Source organism: Streptomyces sp. NPDC048751 (assembly GCF_043198595.1).
Lineage (GTDB): Bacteria > Actinomycetota > Actinomycetes > Streptomycetales > Streptomycetaceae > Streptomyces.
Genome location: NZ_JBICUX010000002.1, coordinates 247,032 through 264,662 on the forward strand (window position 1 = coordinate 247,032; position 17,631 = coordinate 264,662).

Here is a 17,631-nt window from a genome sequence, read left to right on the forward strand (position 1 = left end):
GCATGCCGGACTACCTCGACGACCTCCGCCTCGCGCACGTTCTCGCGGACGCCGCGGACGCCGCCACCATGGACCGTTTCAAGGCCCTCGACCTCAAGGTCGAGACCAAACCGGACCTGACTCCGGTGAGTGAGGCGGACAAGGCGGCGGAAGAGCTCATCCGCGGCCAGCTCCAGCGCGCCCGGCCCCGGGACGCGATCATCGGCGAGGAGTACGGCGTCGAGGGCTCCGGCCCGCGCCGCTGGGTCATCGACCCCATCGACGGCACGAAGAACTACGTCCGCGGCGTCCCCGTGTGGGCCACCCTGATCGCCCTGATGGAGGCGGGAGAGGGCGGCTACCAGCCCGTCGTGGGCCTCGTCTCCGCGCCCGCCCTGGGCCGCCGCTGGTGGGGCGCGAAGGGGCACGGAGCCTTCGGCGGCCGCAGCCTGTCCTCCGCGAGCCGCCTGCACGTCTCCCGTGTCTCCCAGCTCGCGGACGCCTCCTTCGCGTACTCCTCGCTGAGCGGCTGGGAGGAGCAGGGCCGCCTGGACGGCTTCCTCGACCTGACCCGTCAGGTGTGGCGCACGCGCGCGTACGGCGACTTCTGGCCGTACATGATGGTCGCCGAGGGCTCCGTCGACGTGTGCGCCGAGCCCGAGCTGTCCCTGTGGGACATGGCGGCGAACGCGATCATCGTGACGGAGGCCGGCGGCACCTTCACCGGGCTCGACGGCCGCCCGGGCCCGCACAGCGGCAACGCGGCGGCCTCGAACGGGCTGCTGCACGACGAGTTGCTGGGGTATCTCGGCCGGCGCGCGTGAGCGGCACGGCGCGCCAAGTACGAAGAACGGGATGAGCGTGCGCGCCCTCGATCGGCCGCGCACGCCCTCTTGTTGACCCCCGCTTTACCTGCCACTCTGAGAGGACCCCCACTTGTGAACTTGTGAACCCCTGAACAGCATCAGGGGCTCCAGGAGGTGACTCGGAACCCATGCTCGTCCGCGACGCCATGAGCACGGTGGTCCTCACCATCGGCCCCGCCCACACCCTCCGCCAGGCCGCCGCCCTGATGTCCGCCCGCCGGGTGGGCGCGGCCGTGGTCCTCGACCCCGATGCCGGCGGGATCGGCATCCTCACCGAACGCGACATCCTCAACTCCGTGGGTCTCGGCCAGAACCCCGACACGGAGCGCACCCACGCCCACACCACCAACGACGTCGTGTTCGCCACGCCGTCCTGGACCCTGGAGGAGGCCGCGCAGGCCATGGCCCACGGCGGCTTCCGCCACCTCATCGTCCTGGACGGCGGCGAACCGGTCGGCATCGTCTCCGTGCGCGACATCATCCGCCGCTGGGTACCGGCGCGACAGCGTCGGCCCGAGCGTCTCCCCGCATGACCGTACGGGCCACGGTTGAAGTGGGCCAGCTTCTCCAGCAGGAGCTGGTCCTGGACGAGGACCGCCGCCGACACCCGCGGGCTCGATCCCGTATTGGACTTAGTCCAAGTTGAACAGAAGTCCAAAGTCACACAGGTTCGGATTCTTGTCCTCCGTGCTGTTAGGCTGGTTCCTATGAGTGACCTTCTGGAACGGCTGCGCGGACGCGGCTGGCGAATGACCGCGCAGCGGCGCGTCGTGGCCGAGGTCCTCGACGGCGAGCACGTCCACCTGACGGCCGACGAGGTCCATGTGCGGGCGGTCGCCAAACTGCCCGAGATCTCCCGGGCGACCGTCTACAACACGCTGGGCGAGCTGGTCTCCCTCGGCGAGGTGCTCGAGGTCGCCACGGACAAGCGCGCGAAGCGGTACGACCCGAACGCGCACCGGCCGCACCACCACCTGGTCTGCGCCCAGTGCGGCGCGATCCGCGACGTCCACCCCGGCGGCAACCCGCTGGCCGACCTCCCCGACTCCGAGCGCTTCGGCTTCACGGTCTCGGACGTCGAGGTCACCTACCGCGGCATCTGCCCGAACTGCGCTGCGGCGTAACTCACACGCACGGAAACGCCCCGGCACCCCTCGCGGGTACCGGGGCTGCTTTTTGCGTCTGCCGACCGGGCGCCGCTCCCGCTCGCAGAGCAAACGCACCGAGGGCCGGAACCCTTTCGGATTCCGGCCCTCGGCCTTCAGTAGCGGGGACAGGATTTGAACCTGCGACCTCTGGGTTATGAGCCCAGCGAGCTACCGAGCTGCTCCACCCCGCGTCGATGAATGCAACGTTACGTGAAGGACGCACAGAGAAGCAAATCGATAGGAACGCGGGGGTCCGCCTCAGCGTGAAGCAGCGCCGGACACCTGGCTCACCAGGGCCGACGACACTCACCCGCCGCAACGGAGCCTCACGCCGACAGTTCCTCCCGCAGCGCGTCCCGCAACCGCGCCGCCCGCTCGGCCACCTCGACCGGCCCGAGCCCCACCGCACGGTCGGCCCAACGCTGCCCCTCCGCCAGCTCGCCCCGACGCGCGTAGACCAGGGCCAGCCGCAACGCCGCCCGCCCGTGCCCGGCGTCGGCCGCCCGTGTCCACCAGACCGCGGCCTCCGGCTCGCTGCCCTCCCGGGCCAGCAGCAGCCCCAGGTTGAACGCCCCGTTGCGCGACCCGGCCTCGGCCGCCTCCCGGTACCACCGGGCCGCCTCCACGACATCGCCCCGAGCCGCGGCCAGCATTCCCACCCGCACCTGCGCGCGCCGGTGCCCCTGGGACGCCGCCCGCTCGTACCACTCCTCGCACTCGGTCTTCTCGTGCACGGACTCCCCGAGCTCGTGCGTGGACGCCGGCGGCCGCCGCGCGTCCAGCACGGTGGCCAGCCGGTACGCCGCCTCCGCGCTGCCGCCCCCCGCCGCGCACCGCAGATGCCGCTCCGCCGCCTGCTCGTCCCCGTCCCGCAGCCGGGCCATCCCGACTTGCAGCGCCGCCTCGGTGTGCCCGGCGGCCGCCGCCCGCTCGTACCAGCGCAGCGCGGCCTCGTCCTCGCCGCGTCCGGCGTGGAGGATGCCCAGGTTGAAGGCCGCGTCGACGCTGCCCGCCTCCGCCGCCTTGGAGAACCACGGCTCGGCACCGGTCGTGTCCCCGCCCTGCAGCAGCAGGATCGCCAGCGCGTTCGCCGCCTCCCGGTGCCCGGCGTAGGCCGCGCGCCGGTACCACTGCTCGGCCGGCGCGGTCCGGCCCTGCTCGGCGCAGAGCAGCCCGAGGTTGTACGCGCCGTTCACGTCGCCCGCGTCCATCGCGGCCCGGTACCACCGCTCCGCGGTCTGCGTCTCGCCCCGCTCGGCGTGCAGCGCGCCCAACGCGTTCGCCGCGTTGCCGTCGCCGTCCTGCGCGGCCCGCAGCCACCACACGGCGGCGCTCTCGGTGTCCCCCGCGTCCCGCAGCAGGAACCCGAGGGCGCAGGCGGCCCGCGCCTCCCCGTCCTTGGCGGAGGTCAGGTACCAGCGCCCGGCCTCCTTGAGCTCCCCGCGCTTCTCCAGAATCGTCCCGAGGTGCAGCGCGGCACGTCTGTGCCCGCGCGCGGCGGCCTGCCGGTACCACTGCTCGGCCTCGCCCAGGGGGCCACCCTTGTCGGCCCCGGCTCCCGCCCCGGCCTCACCCGCGGGCATCTCGCCCGTACGTGCCTCGCCCGTACGCCCGGCACGGCGATCCAGTGCGCGCGCCAGCCGGTACGCCGCCTCGCGGTGCCCGCGCTCGGCCGCGGCCCGCATCCACCGCTCGGCCCGCTCGTCCCCGCGGTGCTCCAGCAGGTCGGCGAGCGCGTAGGCGCCGAGCGCGTGCCCCTGCTCGGCGGACTGGCGCAGCCAGTACTCGGCGGCCGGCTCGTCCCCACGCTCGCGGTGGTGACGGCCGAGGGCGTGCGCGGCCGCGGCGGAGCCGGCGACGGCGGCGATCCGCCACCACCCGGCGGCGTCGTCGGCGTAGCCACGCTGGTGAAGAAGGACTCCCAGGTTGTTGGCCGCGGCCCGGTCACCGGCTGCGGTGGCGGCACGCAGATGGGGCTCGGCTGCGTCGAGATCGCCGCGGCGCAGCAGCATGCTTCCGAGGACGCTCATCGCCTCGACGTCGCCGGCCTCCGCCGCGAGCCGCTGCCGAACCTCCTCGGCTGCTTCCTCAGCCGCCTCTTCGGCGGTCTGCCCGGTTTCGTCCCGGGTTGCCTCCCCCATGGAAGGCTGCACAAATCGCCCTGTCTCGAACAGAGTTGCCTTGTCCCCCATAACGTCCATCGTCGCACCACCTGCAACCTGGGTACACCTCGTATACCGCAGCCAGTGAGGTCACTTCAGCGTTTTGTCGACATGCCCACAGAGAGACAAGTCAAACACAGTTCCCTCAACTCCCCCACAGCGGCGCGACCATCGCATGGCGCGGCACATGCGTTCGCACACCACGAAGGCCCGGATCCTCTAAAGGATCCGGGCCTTCGCTGTCGCACGACTCGTCGTCGACTTCAGTAGCGGGGACAGGATTTGAACCTGCGACCTCTGGGTTATGAGCCCAGCGAGCTACCGAGCTGCTCCACCCCGCGCCGTTGTTCTGCAACCGTATCACGGCGCGGGGTGGGTTTGATCAACCGCTGGGGCTACTGCTCGGCTTCCCGCTGGGACTGCTGCTCGGCTTACCGCTGGGAGTGGCGCTCGGACTCGGGCTGCTGGTGCCCTTGCTGCCGCCGCCGGCCTTCTTGTCGGCCTCGGCCTGTGCGTCCTCGGCCCGCTGCAGCGCGTCCTCGAGGTCCTTCTGCGCCTTGCCGTACTTCGTCCAGTCCTGCTCCTTCAGGGCGTTCTGCCCGTCCTCGAAGGCCTTCTGGGCGTCGTTCAGCGCCTCCTGGACCGTCGGGTTGCCCGACGTCGGCGGTGGTGTCGTGCCGCCGTCCTCCGGGGGTTTGGGCGTCGCGCCCTCCGCTCCGAAGACCTTGTTGAGGGCCTCGTCGAGCGTGTCCTCGAAGGCGGTGGTGCCGCCGTACGTCACCAACACCTTGCGCAGCAGCGGGTACTTGAGTCCGCCACCGCGTACGTAGACCGGCTCCACGTAGAGCAGTCCGCCGTCGAGCGGCACGGTCAGCAGGTTGCCGTACTCGACCTCCGAGTCGCCGCCTCTCAGCAGCCTGATCGACTCGGCGATGTCCTGTTCGGAGTTGAACTGGCTCTGGACCTGTTTGGGTCCGTCGACGGTCGTACTGGTCGGCAGTTTCAGGATTCTGATCTTGCCGTAGTCACCGGTGCCCGCCTCGGCGTCGACCGACATGAACGCGCTGAGGTTGTCACGGCCGTTCGGCGTGAACGTCGTCGTCAGCGAGAACGCCTGCTTGGTCTGGTCGGGCATCTTCATGCTCAGGTAGTACGGCGGCACCGCGTTGCCCGACTTGTTGGTCGGGTCGTCCGGCACCTGCCACACCTCGCTGCCGCTCAGGAACGTCGTCGCGTCCTTCACGTGGTAGCGGGAGAGCAGCTCGCGCTGGACCTTGAACAGGTCCTGCGGGTAACGGAGATGGTCCATCAGGGACTTGGAGATGTCCGCCTTGGACTTCACCGTGCCCGGGAACGCCTTCATCCAGGTCTTCAGGACCGGGTCCTTGGTGTCCCACTGGTAGAGCTTGACGTCGCCGGTGTACGCGTCGACGGTCGCCTTCACCGAGTTGCGGATGTAGTTGACCTGGTTCTGCTGGGCCACCACCGCGCGCGAGTTGTTGGTCGCGGTCAGTGAGTCGGCCGTCGTGTCACCGAGGGTCGTACGGGAGGCGTACGGGTATCCGTTGGTGGTGGTGTAGGCGTCGACGATCCACTGGATCTTGCCGTCCACGACCGCGGGGTAGGCGTCGCCGTCGATCGTCAGCCACGGGGCTACCGCCTCGACGCGCTCCTTCGGCGTGCGGTTGTACAGGATCCGCGAACCCTCGCCGATGGCACCGGAGTAGAGGATCTGCGGCTCGCCGAACGCCACCGCGTACGCGGCCCGGTTGACCGGGTTGGAGAGGTTGACCCCGCTCTTGCCCGTGTAGGTGGTGGTCTTCTCGCCGTTGTCGTCGGAGTAGTCGATCTCCTTCTGGGGACCGCCGACGATCGAGTACGTCGATGTCTTCTCGCCGTAGTAGATCCGCTGCTGGTACCTCGGGAGGTCGCCCTGGGACGGCAGGTCGGACTCGGTGAAGACCGGGCGGCCCTCGGCGTCGGCGGTGGTGCCCTTGGCGGCGACCACGCCGTAACCGTGGGTGTAGCGGAAGTGGTTGTTGATCCAGTTCTGCTTGTCGACGCCCGCGAGGTTCAGTTCACGCAGACCGATGACCGTGTCCTGGTCCTGGCCGCCCTGGTTGTACCGGTCGACGTCCAGGTTGTTCGGGAACGCGTAGTACTTCCGCATCTGCTGGAGCTGCTGGAAGGTCGGCGAGACGATGTTCGGGTCCATGATGCGGATGCTCGCCGTGGCGTCGACGTCGTCGCGCAGCTTGGTCTTGTCCTCGGTGGTGCCCTTGCCCGAGTACTCGGTGACCTTGGCGCCGTCGATGCCGTACGCCTCACGCGTCGCCTTGAGGTTCTTCTCGACGTACGGCGCTTCCTTGGCCTGCTCGTTCGGCTGGACCTGGAACTTCTGCACGATCGCCGGGTACAGCCCGCCGATGAGTATCGCGGAGAGGACCATCAGGCCGAAGCCGATCACGGGCAGCTGCCAGGTGCGCCGCCACAGGGTGGCGAAGAACAGCAGGGCGCAGATGACGGCGATGCAGAACAGGATCGTCTTGGCCGGCAGATAGGCGTTGGCGTCCACGTACCTCAGGCCGGTCCAGTTGTCCGTCGCCTTGAAGTCGCTGGACTTGACCGCGAGGCCGTACCGGTCGAGCCAGTACGCGACCGCCTTCAGGGCCACGAAGACACCCAGCAGCACCGAGAGATGGCCGGTGGCCGCGGCGGTGGCGCGCGCTCCCGGGCTGGTGACGCGCAGCCCGCCGTAGAGGTAGTGGGTGAGCGCGGCGGCGATCACCGACAGGATCGCGGCGGCGAAGCCGAAGCCGAGCAGGAACCGGTACCAGGGCAGGTCGAAGGCGTAGAACGAGACGTCGAGGTGGAACTGCGGGTCCTTCTGTCCGAAGGAGACGCCGTTGACCCACATCAGCCAGGTCCGCCACTGGCTCGACGCCGAGGCGCCGGCGATCAGGCCGACCAGGGCGGTGATCCCGAGCAGCAGCCACTTCTTGTACGGCGCGATGCCCATGCGGTAGCGGTCGAGGCTCTGCTGCTCCATCGACATCGCGCTCAGCGGCGGGCGCAGCCGGTGGGCCAACCAGATGTTGAAGCCGACAGCGAGGGCCATCAGCAGACCGAAGACGAAGAAGAGCCCGACCTTGGTCCACAGCGTGGTGGTGAAGACGGACGAGTAGTTCACCGAGCGGTACCAGAGCCAGTCCGTCCAGAAGCCCGCGAACATGGTGAACGCCATACCGAGAACGGCAAGGACGCCCAGCGTCATGAGCAGGGTCCGGACACGCCGGGACGGGCGGCCCACTCTCATCCGCGGCCCTGTCGGGCCTCCGCCGCGGTCCGGCATCTGGAAAGCCAAGGTGCGCACCTCGAAGTTCGCTGTTGATTCGTCAGGCCCGCGTGTTCGTGGACCGTACGTGGCCCCCCGTGATCGTGGGCCCACACCTATGCAACTTACTCACCGTTTACTCGGTTCCCGATTCCGGGCGGGAACGAGGCAGGATTGTGACCATGTCCAACACTCCCATGGCGGCGAGCCCGCTCACCCGGGCCGTACTCGAGATCGACGAGTACGCCTCCGGCCTCGGCTGGGACCAGCCCGCCCGCCTCTTCGCCCTCGTCGACACCGCACGGCTGCGGGTCCAGGAACCCGCGCTCGCGGCCCAGCTCGGCCTGGCGGACGACGAGCCGGAGACCACCGGCCTCACCCCGATCGAGCAGGACGAGATTCCAACGGACAAGGCGCTCGACGAGTTCCTGGGCACGATCGCCTGGCCCGACGCGGTGGCCGGCTGCGCCCTCACCGTGGAGCGTCTGATGCTGCCGCCGTCCGCCGAGGCCCAGGTCCCGAAGGGGCTCAACGAGAAGAAGCTCGCTCAGTGGGTCGCCGAGCACCCCGACCGCCAGGAGGTCCGCATGACGGTCGCGGTCCTGCGGGACGGCACGCGCGAGTCGGCTCTGCGGCTGCGCGAGAAGGACGCCGCCACGGAGGTCCTCACCGGCTCCGACCTGGTGCCGGGCCTCGCGGAGGCGCTGGCGGCCACCTTCGTCGACTGAGGTCATCGCGTACGACGACGGGGGTGCCCCTTGCTTCGAGGGGCACCCCCGTCGTCCTACGCAGGCGGCCTGCCGGTCAGCCCTTGGTGGTGCACTTCGGCAGGTCGGCGAGGTCGCCGCTGCGGATGTCCTTGAGGGCGCCGAGGGCGTCCTCGATGGTGTTCACCTTCACCAGCCGCAGCCCGGCGGGGGTGTCCTTGGCGGCGGACGCGCAGTTGTCGGCGGGCGTGAGGAAGTACTGGGCGCCCTTGTTGCGGGCACCGACGGTCTTCATCTCGATGCCGCCGATCGGTCCGACCTTGCCGTCGTCGTCGATCGTCCCGGTGCCCGCGACGAACTTGCCGCCGGTGAGGTCGCCCGGGGTGAGCTTGTCGTAGATCCCGAGCGAGAACATCAGACCGGCGCTGGGCCCGCCGACGTCGGCGAGCTTGATGTCGATCGTGAACGGGAACGTGTGGTCGGTTCCGGCGGAGATCCCGACGATGGCGCGCTTGGCGCCCTCATCGTTCGAGGTCGTCGTGGTGATCGTGACGTCCTGGGTGCGGGTCGCCGTCTTGTTCTCCTTCTCGGCGGCGGCCTGCTCCTTGGCCGGCACGATCGTGAAGACGACGTCGTCACCCGGCTTGTGCTTGGTCACCAGCTTGGCGACGTCGTCGGGTGCCTTCACCGTCGTGCCGTCGACCGCCTTGATGACGTCGCCCGCGTGCAGCTTGCCCTCGGCCGGTGTCGCCTTGCCGACGGTGGAGACGATCACCCAGGACTTCACCGGGACGCCGAGTTCCTTCAGGGCGGCGACCTTGGCGCTCTCCTGGGACTGGCTGAACTCCTCGGCGTTCTCCTGGGTGGACTGCTCCTCGGTCTTGCCGTCCGGGTAGAGCGTGTCGTGCGGCACGACCTTGTTGTCGTGCGCGAGCCAGCCGTAGACGGCCTCGACGAGGTTCATCCGGTAGTCGGCGCTGGTGACCCGCACGGTGGTCATGTTGAGGTGGCCGCTCGCCGGGTAGGTCTTGCGCCCGGAGATCTGCAGCACCGGCTCGCCGTCGTGATCGCCGAGGGTGTTCACCGTCGGCCCCGGGGACATCTCCGAGTACGGCACGGGGATGAACACTCCCGCGCACAGGAGCGCGATCAGCATCAGGGTGGAGGCGAGCATCGTCGCGGTGCGGCGTGGCATGTCTCGACAGTACGGGACGCCTCTGTCAGCGCACCGTCAGGGCCGCCACCTCAGGTACCGGAGTGGGGCTTCTCCATCGCGGCACGGAAACGGGCGTATCCGTCGAGCTCAGGACCGTCGCCGCGGGCCTTGCGGGTCCGGTTGGCCCAACTCCCCCACACTCCGGCGACGATCGCAGCCATCAGCGGAATCAGCAACCAGACGAGCGCCCCCATGCCGACCTCCCAACCCCGAGTGCGCGACCGCAACTGACTGATCAGCAGATTAACCATCCGCACGGACAACGCTCATACCAGGGGGGCGGTTACGCAACCGGAGGGATACCGAGGCCCGAGGGCCCGGCTCAGCGGGCACCCACCCACTGCTCAGCAGGCTCCCACCCACTCCTCCGTGCCGTCGGAGAACCTCTGGTGCTTCCAGATGGGCACCTCGTGCTTGAGGTCGTCGATCAGCTTCCGGCAGGCCTCGAAGGCCTCGCCCCGGTGCGGGCACGACACTGCGACGACCACGGCCAGGTCACCGACCTTCAGGTCTCCCACCCGGTGCACGGCCGCCAGCGCCCGCACCGGGTACGCGGCGACCACCTTCTCCGCGATCCTGCGCATCTCGGCCTCGGCACTCGGGTGGCAGGAGTATCCGAGTTCGTCGACGTCGGCACCCCCGTCGTGATTCCGCACGGTCCCCACGAACAACGCGGTCCCCCCGGCGGCGTCGTCCCCGACGGCCCGGAAGACCTCGTCCAGGGAGAGGGGCGTCTCCCGAATGCCGATGAGCTTGACGGGGTCCTCAGCGGCCTGCTCGCCCGGGTGATCGTTCCTGGATGCCATGTGTCCATCGTGCCGCACGCGCGCGACGAGGGTGAACAGGGCTTGTCACCAGCACGCGCGGGCACCGGTCGGAGCGTCCTGCAGACGACCGCGTGCCCCTGTGAGTGGCGGCTCTCAGATCCTCCGCCGCACCTTGCGAGCCCTCCGCACCACTGCCGCCGCGCCCAGCAACGCCACCGTCGCCCCCGCGGCCCCCGCGGCCGTCGCGTCCTTGCGTCCCAACCGCCGGCCGACGACCGTGTGTCTCCCGGACACCTCCTCCAGCAGCTCCGCGAGGACCTCCTCATTGGTCCACTGCGGTCGCCACCCCGCGTCATGGAGCCGGCTCCCGCTCACCACCCAGGGGTACATCGTGTACGCCAGGTCCCCCGCCGGGGACGGCGTGAGCCCGATCCGGTGCAGCCGGGCCGCCGCGCCCAGGGCCACGGCCGACGGCAGCTCCATCCGCCGGATCCCGCTGAGCTCCTCGACCTCCTCCTGCTCCAGCCACCCGTCGCACCCGACGGCCAGCTCCCCCTCGACCTTCTCCAGGACGGCGTACTCCAGCGCCCCCACCAGGTCCTCGACATGGCAGAACTGCCAGGCGGGCCGCGACCCGGCCACGACCAGCAGCCGAGGCGATTCGAAGTACCGGGTCAGTGCGGTGTCCGTGCCGCCGACCAGCACCGCGGGCCGCACCACGGTGACGTTCAGCCCGGGATGCGCCCGCGGCGCCCTGCGCGCGAGTCGCTCGATCTCCAGCAGGTCCCCGACACCGGTCGCCTCCGCGGTCGCCCGCAGCTCCGCGTCCTCGGACAGCGGCAGCTCGTTGTCCGGCAGCGCCCCGTAGACCATCGCGGACGTGCACAGCACCACGCGGTGCACCCCGGCCGCGGCCGCGGCCGTGAGCACGGTCTGCGTCCCGCGCACGTTGTAGGCCGTCCGGGCGGAAGTGTCGGACCCCAGGTCCAGGTCGAGTGCCAGATGCACCACGACGTCCGCGCCGCGCAGCTTCTCCGCGATGGCCGGATCGCGTACGTCGAGGATGTGCCACTGCGCGGCCGCGCACTCGCCCCTGCGCTCGTCGATGGCGACGACCTGCTTGATCTCACCCGACGCGGCGAGCCGCTCGGTCAGCAGCGCGCCGACGCCGGACGCTGCGCCGGTGACCGCGACGACGGGGCCGCGGATGGCCGGACTGGTCGAGTTGTTTCGCGGTGCGCGAACCTGCGGATCTGGGGAACTCACCGGGCGTCTCCAGCGGTTGTCTTCAGTACGAGCGCGAGTGACGCGTACGTACCAGGTGGCATCCATCCTGCCGCAGGCCGTGACTCGGCGAAGCACCGAGGCCCTAACGGCCGGTGGTGTCTACGCTGGGTGGTGTTGTCGGGCAGTCGCGCCGTCGGAGAGAACCGGCGGCCTTACCAGCCGAGGATTCCCGTGAGTGACACCCCATTCGGATTCGGCCTTCCGCCGGAGGAGCCGGACGACGGCGACGAGGGCAAGAAGAAGGACCAGCAGAGCGGTGGTGGTCAGGGACCCGCCAACCCGTTCGGTTTCGGCGGTCTGCCCGGTGCCGGAGGCTTTGGCGGCCCCGGCGCGGACAACCCGCTCGCTGCCATGTTCGGTTCCCTGAACCCCAGCGACTTGGGCGCCGCGTTCCAGCAGCTGGGCCAGATGCTCTCCTACGAGGGCGGCCCGGTGAACTGGGACATGGCCAAGCAGATCGCCCGCCAGACGGTCTCCCAGGGGACCGCCGACGGCACCAAGGACAGCAGTGTCGGCCCCTCCGAGCGCACCGCGGTGCAGGAGGCCGTGCGCCTGGCCGACCTGTGGCTGGACGACGCGACGTCGCTGCCGTCCGGTGCCGCCTCCGCGGTGGCGTGGAGCCGCGCGGAGTGGGTCGAGGCGACCCTGCCCGCGTGGAAGGAGCTCGTCGACCCGGTCGCCGAGCGCGTCGGCGCGGCGATGGGCGACGTCCTGCCGGAGGAGATGCAGGCCATGGCCGGCCCGCTGATCGGCATGATGCGCTCGATGGGCGGCGCCATGTTCGGCACGCAGATCGGACAGGCCGTGGGCGTCCTGGCGGGCGAGGTCGTCGGGTCGACCGACATCGGCCTGCCGCTCGGCCCGGCCGGGAAGGCCGCGCTGCTCCCGGTGAACATCGAGGCGTTCGGCAAGGACCTCGGCGTGCCGCAGGAGGAGGTGCGGCTCTACCTCGCCCTGCGCGAGGCCGCACACCAGCGCCTCTTCGCGCATGTGCCGTGGCTGCGCTCGCACCTGTTCGGCGCGGTCGACGGGTACGCGCGCGGGATCAAGGTCGACACGGCCAAGCTGGAGGACGTGGTCGGCCAGTTCGACCCGCAGAACCCGGAGCAGCTGCAGGACGCTCTGCAGCAGGGCATGTTCCAGCCGGAGGACACGCCCGAGCAGAAGGCCGCCCTGGCCCGCCTGGAGACGGCCCTCGCCCTGGTCGAGGGCTGGGTGGACGCGGTGGTCCACACGGCCGCGAAGCCCCGTCTGTCGTCGGCGGACGCGCTGCGTGAGACGCTGCGCCGCCGTCGTGCCTCGGGCGGTCCCGCGGAGCAGACGTTCGCCACGCTGATCGGTCTGGAACTGCGCCCGCGCCGGCTGCGTGACGCCTCCCGTCTGTGGGCCTCCCTCACGGACGCGCGCGGTGTCGACGGCCGCGACGGCCTGTGGGCCCACCCCGACATGCTGCCGACCGCGTCCGACCTGGACGACCCGGACGGCTTCGTCCACCGCGAGCAGCTGGACTTCTCCGAGCTGGACAAGATGCTCGGCGAGGCGGCGGACAAGCCCGACCTGAGGAAGAAGAACACGGGCGACGAGGGCGACGGCAAGGGCGACGACACCGAGTGAGCCTGTACGACGACGCGGTCCTCGTGCTCAAGGGCTACGAGGACCAGGGAGAGCTGCGCCAGACGTACCTGGACCACTTGACGGAGCACCCGGACGGCATGTGGAAGTCCTGCGCGGACGGGCACATCACGGCGAGCGCGCTGGTGATCGACCCCGAGCGGAGCCGGGTCCTGCTGACCCTCCACAAGAAGCTGCGGATGTGGCTGCAGATGGGCGGCCACTGCGAGCCGGACGACGCCACCCTCGCGTCGGCGGCCCTGCGAGAGGGCACGGAGGAGTCGGGCATCCCTGGGCTGACCCTGCTGCCGGGCGGCCCGGTGCGGCTCGACCGGCACCTGACGCCCTGCGCCTGGCATCTCGACGTGCAGTACGCGGCGCTCGCCCCGGCCGACGCGGTGGAGGCCATCAGCGACGAGTCCCTGGACCTGCGGTGGTTCGCCTACGACGAGGTGGCGGACGTCGCTGACAACTCCGTCGTACGTCTGCTGGAGGCGACGCGGGCCAGGCTCTGAACGTGTAAGGGGTGGCCGCCATGGCGGCCACCCCTTACCGGTGCTCAACTCCAGACGTTGCCCTGGTTCTGCCCCCGGGCCCCCTGCTGGCCCATGCCGTACTGCGCGGCCAGGCCGGAGCCGATCTGGGCGTTCTGCGGCGGCAGCAGTTCACTCGGCTGGACCAGTGCGAAGCCGGTGCCCATGAAGCTGAGCTCCCAGCCCTCACCGGTGCTGCCGCGCCGCCGCCACACCCCGGAGGAGTGCGTCTGGGCCTGCATCTGCACGCGCAGACCGGTGGACCAGGCGACGATCGCGTCGGCGTCGCAGTTGACGTACTTGTCGGGCGTGACCTGCATCATCAGCGGCGCGCCCGAGGTCATCAGGGCGACCCTGCCGCGGCCGGTGATGTTGAGCTGGTACTTCCCGGAGCCGGAGATGCCGTACAGGCTGTCGACGGCGATGACCTCGTGGTGCAGCGAGGAGTCCATCGCGAGGACGTAGCTGCTGTCGACCGTCAGCCCGTCCTGCTCCACGTCCACCAGATGGACGTGCTGCGCGAGGTTGGCGAGGTAGACCGTGCCCTGCCCGTGGCAGCGCATCAGGTCGAGTCCCTCCCCGGTGCGCGCCCGCGCGCGTGACTGCTGGTTGCTCTGGTACTCGGCGTCGAACTCGACGAGACCCTGGTAGGCGACCATGGTGCCCTTGCGGGCGAGGATGTCGTCGTGACCCTCCAGGGTGACGCGGAGCATCTGCTTGTTCTGCAGGCTCCAGCGCTCCTGGGTCTGCTGGTCGTTGTAGGCGAAAAGCGGGCTCTGCATGGCGTTCTGGCTCCCCCTCAGCCCCGGATCCGGAGGCGGTCGGTGCTGTCCTCGCTGGGCTGGACGACGACGATGCCCTCTCCGGAGAAGGCCATCTGGTACGCCTCGCCGCTGCCCCGGCCGATCAGCGACTGCGCCTTGAAGCTGCGCTTGCCCTTGACCTTGAGGTTGGGGGACCAGGCGACGAGCGCGTCGGGGTCGACGTACGTCTCGTTCTCGCCGCCGCCGCAGTCGACGACGATGGGCTTGCCCCGGGAGGTCAGCGCGACCCAGCCCTGGCCGGAGATCTTGGTGTTCCACAGGCCCTGTCCGGCGAACTTCGCCAGACCCTTCACCCGCTCGACGCCCCATGTGAGGTGCGCGTCGAAGGCGAGCAGGTTGGTGGCGTTCACGGAGATGCCGTCGCCGTTGAGGTTGATCACGACGACGTTCGCCCCGTAGTCGGCGAGGTAGAGCAGTCCGTCGCCGGAGCACTTCATCAGGGGCGCGCCCTCGCCGGTCATCCAGTCCTTGGCGATCTGGCGCACGGCCGGCGGGTTGGGCTCGTACTGGACGAAGCCCTCGTAGGCGACCATCGAGCCCACGCGCGCGAAGAGGTCGTTGCCGGTCTGCATGGCGACCTTCAGCATGTGGTTGCCGTGGTTCTCCATGCGGGCGGTGACGGGTGCGGGGGCATAGCCCGCGAGCGGCTGGTTCATGACGGGCTCCCTCAGACCTCGTACGGCTGGACGACGATGAAGTTGCCGGGGGCGCCCCGGAACTGGAGGTTGACGCTCTCGCCGGTGTCGCCCGGGTAGGCGTTGCGGCGCATCCGCACCTGGCTGGAGACGACGACCTGGGAGGCGGCCGACCAGGCGACCACGGCGTTGCAGTCGGCGAAGGTCGTCGGCGTGACGGGCAGCACGACAGGAGTGCCGTGCGTCTTCACCACGATCGTGCCGGTGCCCGTGAACTGCATCGTGAACAGCGCGCCGCCGGGGATGCCGTGGCCCTCGATGCGGCGGACCTCGTACTGGAGGCTCTCGTCGAAGGCGAGGACGTTCTCGGCGGAGACGCAGATGCCGTCGCCCTGGAGCTCGATGGGGTGCAGCATCGTGGAGTTCTCGGCGAGGAAGACCTGCCCCTGGCCGGTGCAGCGCATCAGCTGCATCTCCTGGCCGGTCGCGTTGCCCACGATCCGGCCGGCGAAGCCCGCGCCCTTGTAGCTGAAGTCGACCTTGCCCTGGTAGAGCACCATGCTGCCCTGGCGGGCCAGCACGGGCTGGCCGCCGATGCCGAGGTCGACGCGGACGAGCTTCTTGTTCTGCTGCGTCCAGCGCTGCCCGGTCGGCGTCTCCTTGAACTGCTGGAGCGCGGCGGTGACACCGGCGCCCTGGGGCGCGCCCTGCGGCACTCCGTAGCCGCCGGCCTGCTGGCCGGGGACCTGTCCGAAGGGGGGCTGCTGTCCGTAGCCCGGCGGGGGCGTCGGGGCCTGGGGTGCCTGGGGCTGGCCGTAGCCCGGGGGAGGCGGGGCGGACGGCTGGCCGTACGGCTGCTGCTGGGGCGGCTGGCCGTAGGGCGCGGGAGCCGGAGCCGGGGGGTGGGGGGCGCCGCCGGGCGGGGTCATGGGCGCGACGATGGTCGGCGCGGCGTGCACTCCGGGCGCGGGCGCCGGGGGCGCAGTGGCTCCGGGCGGGGGCGCGAAGCCCTGTGCGGCGGGCTGCGGCTGCTGCGGGGCGGGAGCCGGGGCGGACGGGGCGCCGAACGCGGGCGGTGCGGAGGCCTGGGCGGGCGGGGCGAACCCGGGAGCGGCGCCGGACTGCTGCTGCGGGGCCGCGGGGGTCTCCTCCTCCGCCACCTCGCCGCCGAAGTTCTTCAGCAGCGCCTCGAGACCGCCGTCGAAGCCCTGTCCGACGGCCGCGAACCGCCAGACGTCCTTGAGGTAGAAGTCGCCCAGCATCACGGCCCGCTCCGTGGAGAACTCCGAGCCGTCGAAGGAGTACCGGGCCACCTCCTCGCCGCCCGCGACGATCCGGATGTACCCGGGGCCGACCTGCGACATCTGGCCGGCGCCGTCGAGCGTCGCCGTGAACGACAGCTTGTGGATCTGCGGCGGGATCCGGTCGAGGGTGACCCGGAACGACTCCGTGTCGCCCGCCTGCGCACCCAGGAGCTGGATGGACTCCTCGGGAGACTTCGGCTGGTTGAAGAAGACGAAGTACCGGTCGTCCGAGAGCCGTTCGTCGGCGTCCAGGCCGAAGCAGCTGATGTCGAAGGTCAGCCCGGGGCCGGAGATCTGCACGCCTACGTACAGATCCGTGCCCGCGGTGAGGTCACTGATCCTGGCCTTGTGGCCGCGTTGGAATTCCCTGGCCATGCGTAACGACCGTCCCCCATCCCGAATGCGAGTGCGTCGCGCCAGGCTAACGGCAAACTCGGACATCGCACGAAGTCGGTACAGAGCCGGTACACAACCCGCGATCAGCGGCGTAGCGAGTGAGAAGCGCCAGGCGCGGGACGTGCCCACGCGCGCGTGACGTCAGTCGTCGCGCGCGCCGGGCGGATGAGGCAGCCGGTCGGCCGCGACCACCCCCTCGAGATAGCCGCGGGCCCGCTCGGTCCGCGGGTACGCGTCGAGCAGCCGCCAGAAGCGCGGTCCGTGTCCGGGCACGAGCAGATGCGCGAGTTCGTGGAGGAGGACGTAGTCGATGACGTATTCGGGCATCCCCTGGAGCCGGTGCGACAGGCGGATGCTGCCCTCGGCCGGGGTGCACGAGCCCCAGCGGGTGTTCTGGTTGGTGACCCAGCGGACCGAGGTGGGCCGGGCCCGGCCGGCGAAGTACTGGTCCGACAGCCGCTCGGCGCGCCCGGCCAGCTCGGTGTCGCCGAGCGCCCGCTTGCTCTCCTGCGCGGCCAGCTTGTCGAGCATGACGCTCACCCAGCGTTGCTCCTCCGCCTCGGACATCCGGGCGGGGATGAGCACGATGGTGCGATCGCCCTCGCGGTACGCGGAGACCGTCCGGCGGCGCCGGGTACTCCTGCGGACCTCGATCGCGCTCGCCCCCGAGCCGCTGGGCGGCTTGCTCGTCGCGCTGCGCTGTGGCGTTCCGGCGCTGTGCAGGGGTTCGGCGGGCACGCCCCGACGTTACCCGCTGCACACGAGGAAGTCCCGGTTCGGAATGTTTCGATTCTGATCGCCCACCATGCGTTTGGATGAGTACGACCGACATGAAGAGTGATTTGTACGAAGAATCCCCACA

At 70.4% G+C, this 17,631-nt stretch carries 16 protein-coding genes and 2 tRNA genes; 6 read left to right on the forward strand and 12 right to left on the reverse strand.

Annotation, left to right across the window (positions count from 1 at the left end):
- Window positions 1–2 precede the first annotated feature (2 nt).
- The 3 genes from hisN (at window position 3) to ACGFNV_RS08025 (ending at window position 1,969) form a co-directional block, all read left to right on the forward strand.
- Window positions 3–803, forward strand: a complete 801-nt coding sequence (hisN, locus tag ACGFNV_RS08015) for a histidinol-phosphatase (RefSeq protein WP_393620383.1) — start codon at window positions 3–5, stop codon at window positions 801–803.
- Window positions 804–973: 170 nt separating this feature from the next.
- Window positions 974–1,378 (forward strand): cyclic nucleotide-binding/CBS domain-containing protein, encoded by a 405-nt coding sequence (locus tag ACGFNV_RS08020; RefSeq protein ID WP_393620385.1) that lies wholly within the window; start codon window positions 974–976, stop codon window positions 1,376–1,378.
- Window positions 1,379–1,552: 174 nt separating this feature from the next.
- Window positions 1,553–1,969 (forward strand): Fur family transcriptional regulator, encoded by a 417-nt coding sequence (locus ACGFNV_RS08025; protein ID WP_393620387.1) that lies wholly within the window; start codon window positions 1,553–1,555, stop codon window positions 1,967–1,969.
- A gap of 141 nt (window positions 1,970–2,110) precedes the next feature.
- On the opposite strand, the gene ACGFNV_RS08030 is transcribed toward ACGFNV_RS08025, so the two are convergent.
- From ACGFNV_RS08030 to ACGFNV_RS08045, 4 genes are all read right to left on the reverse strand, one after another.
- Window positions 2,111–2,184 (reverse strand) — tRNA-Met (locus ACGFNV_RS08030).
- A gap of 135 nt (window positions 2,185–2,319) precedes the next feature.
- Entirely contained in the window at window positions 2,320–4,194 is a 1,875-nt protein-coding gene (locus ACGFNV_RS08035; protein WP_393620388.1) for a tetratricopeptide repeat protein, read from the reverse strand.
- Window positions 4,195–4,422: 228 nt separating this feature from the next.
- A tRNA-Met gene (locus ACGFNV_RS08040) sits at window positions 4,423–4,496 on the reverse strand.
- 41 nt (window positions 4,497–4,537) lie between these two features.
- Window positions 4,538–7,507, reverse strand: a complete 2,970-nt coding sequence (locus ACGFNV_RS08045) for a UPF0182 family protein (protein ID WP_393621455.1) — start codon at window positions 7,505–7,507, stop codon at window positions 4,538–4,540.
- Window positions 7,508–7,671: 164 nt separating this feature from the next.
- On the opposite strand from ACGFNV_RS08045, the gene ACGFNV_RS08050 reads away from it, so the two are divergent.
- Window positions 7,672–8,217, forward strand: a complete 546-nt coding sequence (locus tag ACGFNV_RS08050; protein WP_393620389.1) for a PPA1309 family protein — start codon at window positions 7,672–7,674, stop codon at window positions 8,215–8,217.
- A 76-nt stretch (window positions 8,218–8,293) separates the two neighbouring features.
- Here ACGFNV_RS08050 and ACGFNV_RS08055 read toward each other — a convergent pair whose 3' ends face one another.
- The 4 genes from ACGFNV_RS08055 to ACGFNV_RS08070 all read right to left on the reverse strand — a co-directional run bounded on the left by ACGFNV_RS08055 (window position 8,294) and on the right by ACGFNV_RS08070 (window position 11,445).
- On the reverse strand, window positions 8,294–9,391 hold the full coding sequence (locus ACGFNV_RS08055; RefSeq protein WP_393620391.1) for a PDZ domain-containing protein: 1,098 nt from the start codon (window positions 9,389–9,391) through the stop codon (window positions 8,294–8,296).
- 50 nt (window positions 9,392–9,441) lie between these two features.
- Entirely contained in the window at window positions 9,442–9,606 is a 165-nt protein-coding gene (locus tag ACGFNV_RS08060) for a hypothetical protein (protein ID WP_166662292.1), read from the reverse strand.
- Window positions 9,607–9,756: 150 nt separating this feature from the next.
- A complete protein-coding gene (locus ACGFNV_RS08065) occupies window positions 9,757–10,218 on the reverse strand; it encodes a molybdenum cofactor biosynthesis protein MoaE (RefSeq protein ID WP_393620393.1) in 462 nt (153 codons plus the stop codon).
- A 114-nt stretch (window positions 10,219–10,332) separates the two neighbouring features.
- Window positions 10,333–11,445, reverse strand: coding sequence for an SDR family oxidoreductase (locus ACGFNV_RS08070; RefSeq protein WP_393620394.1), 1,113 nt, complete (start codon window positions 11,443–11,445; stop codon window positions 10,333–10,335).
- A 192-nt stretch (window positions 11,446–11,637) separates the two neighbouring features.
- Between ACGFNV_RS08070 and ACGFNV_RS08075 the strand changes: the two genes are divergently transcribed.
- The gene (locus ACGFNV_RS08075; protein ID WP_393620395.1) at window positions 11,638–13,080 is read left to right on the forward strand and encodes a zinc-dependent metalloprotease; all 1,443 of its coding nucleotides are present in this window, start codon (window positions 11,638–11,640) and stop codon (window positions 13,078–13,080) included.
- Complete coding sequence (locus ACGFNV_RS08080) at window positions 13,077–13,592, forward strand: NUDIX hydrolase (protein WP_393620396.1); 516 nt, start codon at window positions 13,077–13,079, stop codon at window positions 13,590–13,592. Before ACGFNV_RS08075 ends, ACGFNV_RS08080 begins: the two co-directional genes overlap by 4 nt.
- 44 nt (window positions 13,593–13,636) lie before the next feature.
- On the opposite strand, the gene ACGFNV_RS08085 is transcribed toward ACGFNV_RS08080, so the two are convergent.
- The 4 genes from ACGFNV_RS08085 to ACGFNV_RS08100 all read right to left on the reverse strand — a co-directional run bounded on the left by ACGFNV_RS08085 (window position 13,637) and on the right by ACGFNV_RS08100 (window position 17,507).
- Window positions 13,637–14,392, reverse strand: a complete 756-nt coding sequence (locus tag ACGFNV_RS08085; protein WP_393620398.1) for an AIM24 family protein — start codon at window positions 14,390–14,392, stop codon at window positions 13,637–13,639.
- Window positions 14,393–14,409: 17 nt separating this feature from the next.
- Window positions 14,410–15,090, reverse strand: coding sequence for an AIM24 family protein (locus ACGFNV_RS08090; protein ID WP_393620400.1), 681 nt, complete (start codon window positions 15,088–15,090; stop codon window positions 14,410–14,412).
- 11 nt (window positions 15,091–15,101) lie between these two features.
- Window positions 15,102–16,748 (reverse strand): TerD family protein, encoded by a 1,647-nt coding sequence (locus ACGFNV_RS08095; protein WP_393620402.1) that lies wholly within the window; start codon window positions 16,746–16,748, stop codon window positions 15,102–15,104.
- Between the two features lie 162 nt (window positions 16,749–16,910).
- The gene (locus tag ACGFNV_RS08100) at window positions 16,911–17,507 is read right to left on the reverse strand and encodes a M48 family metallopeptidase (RefSeq protein ID WP_393620404.1); all 597 of its coding nucleotides are present in this window, start codon (window positions 17,505–17,507) and stop codon (window positions 16,911–16,913) included.
- Window positions 17,508–17,631: the final 124 nt, after the last annotated feature.

What these genes read in the sequence shown, in the direction of transcription:
- hisN (WP_393620383.1), top strand. Translation starts at nt 3, where the DNA reads ATGCCGGACTACCTCGACGACCTCCGCCTCGCGCACGTTCTCGCGGAC.
- ACGFNV_RS08020 (WP_393620385.1), top strand. Translation starts at nt 974, where the DNA reads ATGCTCGTCCGCGACGCCATGAGCACGGTGGTCCTCACCATCGGCCCC.
- ACGFNV_RS08025 (WP_393620387.1), top strand. Translation starts at nt 1,553, where the DNA reads ATGAGTGACCTTCTGGAACGGCTGCGCGGACGCGGCTGGCGAATGACC.
- ACGFNV_RS08035 (WP_393620388.1), bottom strand. Translation starts at nt 4,194, where the DNA reads ATGGACGTTATGGGGGACAAGGCAACTCTGTTCGAGACAGGGCGATTT.
- ACGFNV_RS08045 (WP_393621455.1), bottom strand. Translation starts at nt 7,507, where the DNA reads ATGCCGGACCGCGGCGGAGGCCCGACAGGGCCGCGGATGAGAGTGGGC.
- ACGFNV_RS08050 (WP_393620389.1), top strand. Translation starts at nt 7,672, where the DNA reads ATGTCCAACACTCCCATGGCGGCGAGCCCGCTCACCCGGGCCGTACTC.
- ACGFNV_RS08055 (WP_393620391.1), bottom strand. Translation starts at nt 9,391, where the DNA reads ATGCCACGCCGCACCGCGACGATGCTCGCCTCCACCCTGATGCTGATC.
- ACGFNV_RS08060 (WP_166662292.1), bottom strand. Translation starts at nt 9,606, where the DNA reads ATGGGGGCGCTCGTCTGGTTGCTGATTCCGCTGATGGCTGCGATCGTC.
- ACGFNV_RS08065 (WP_393620393.1), bottom strand. Translation starts at nt 10,218, where the DNA reads ATGGCATCCAGGAACGATCACCCGGGCGAGCAGGCCGCTGAGGACCCC.
- ACGFNV_RS08085 (WP_393620398.1), bottom strand. Translation starts at nt 14,392, where the DNA reads ATGCAGAGCCCGCTTTTCGCCTACAACGACCAGCAGACCCAGGAGCGC.
- ACGFNV_RS08090 (WP_393620400.1), bottom strand. Translation starts at nt 15,090, where the DNA reads ATGAACCAGCCGCTCGCGGGCTATGCCCCCGCACCCGTCACCGCCCGC.
- ACGFNV_RS08095 (WP_393620402.1), bottom strand. Translation starts at nt 16,748, where the DNA reads ATGGCCAGGGAATTCCAACGCGGCCACAAGGCCAGGATCAGTGACCTC.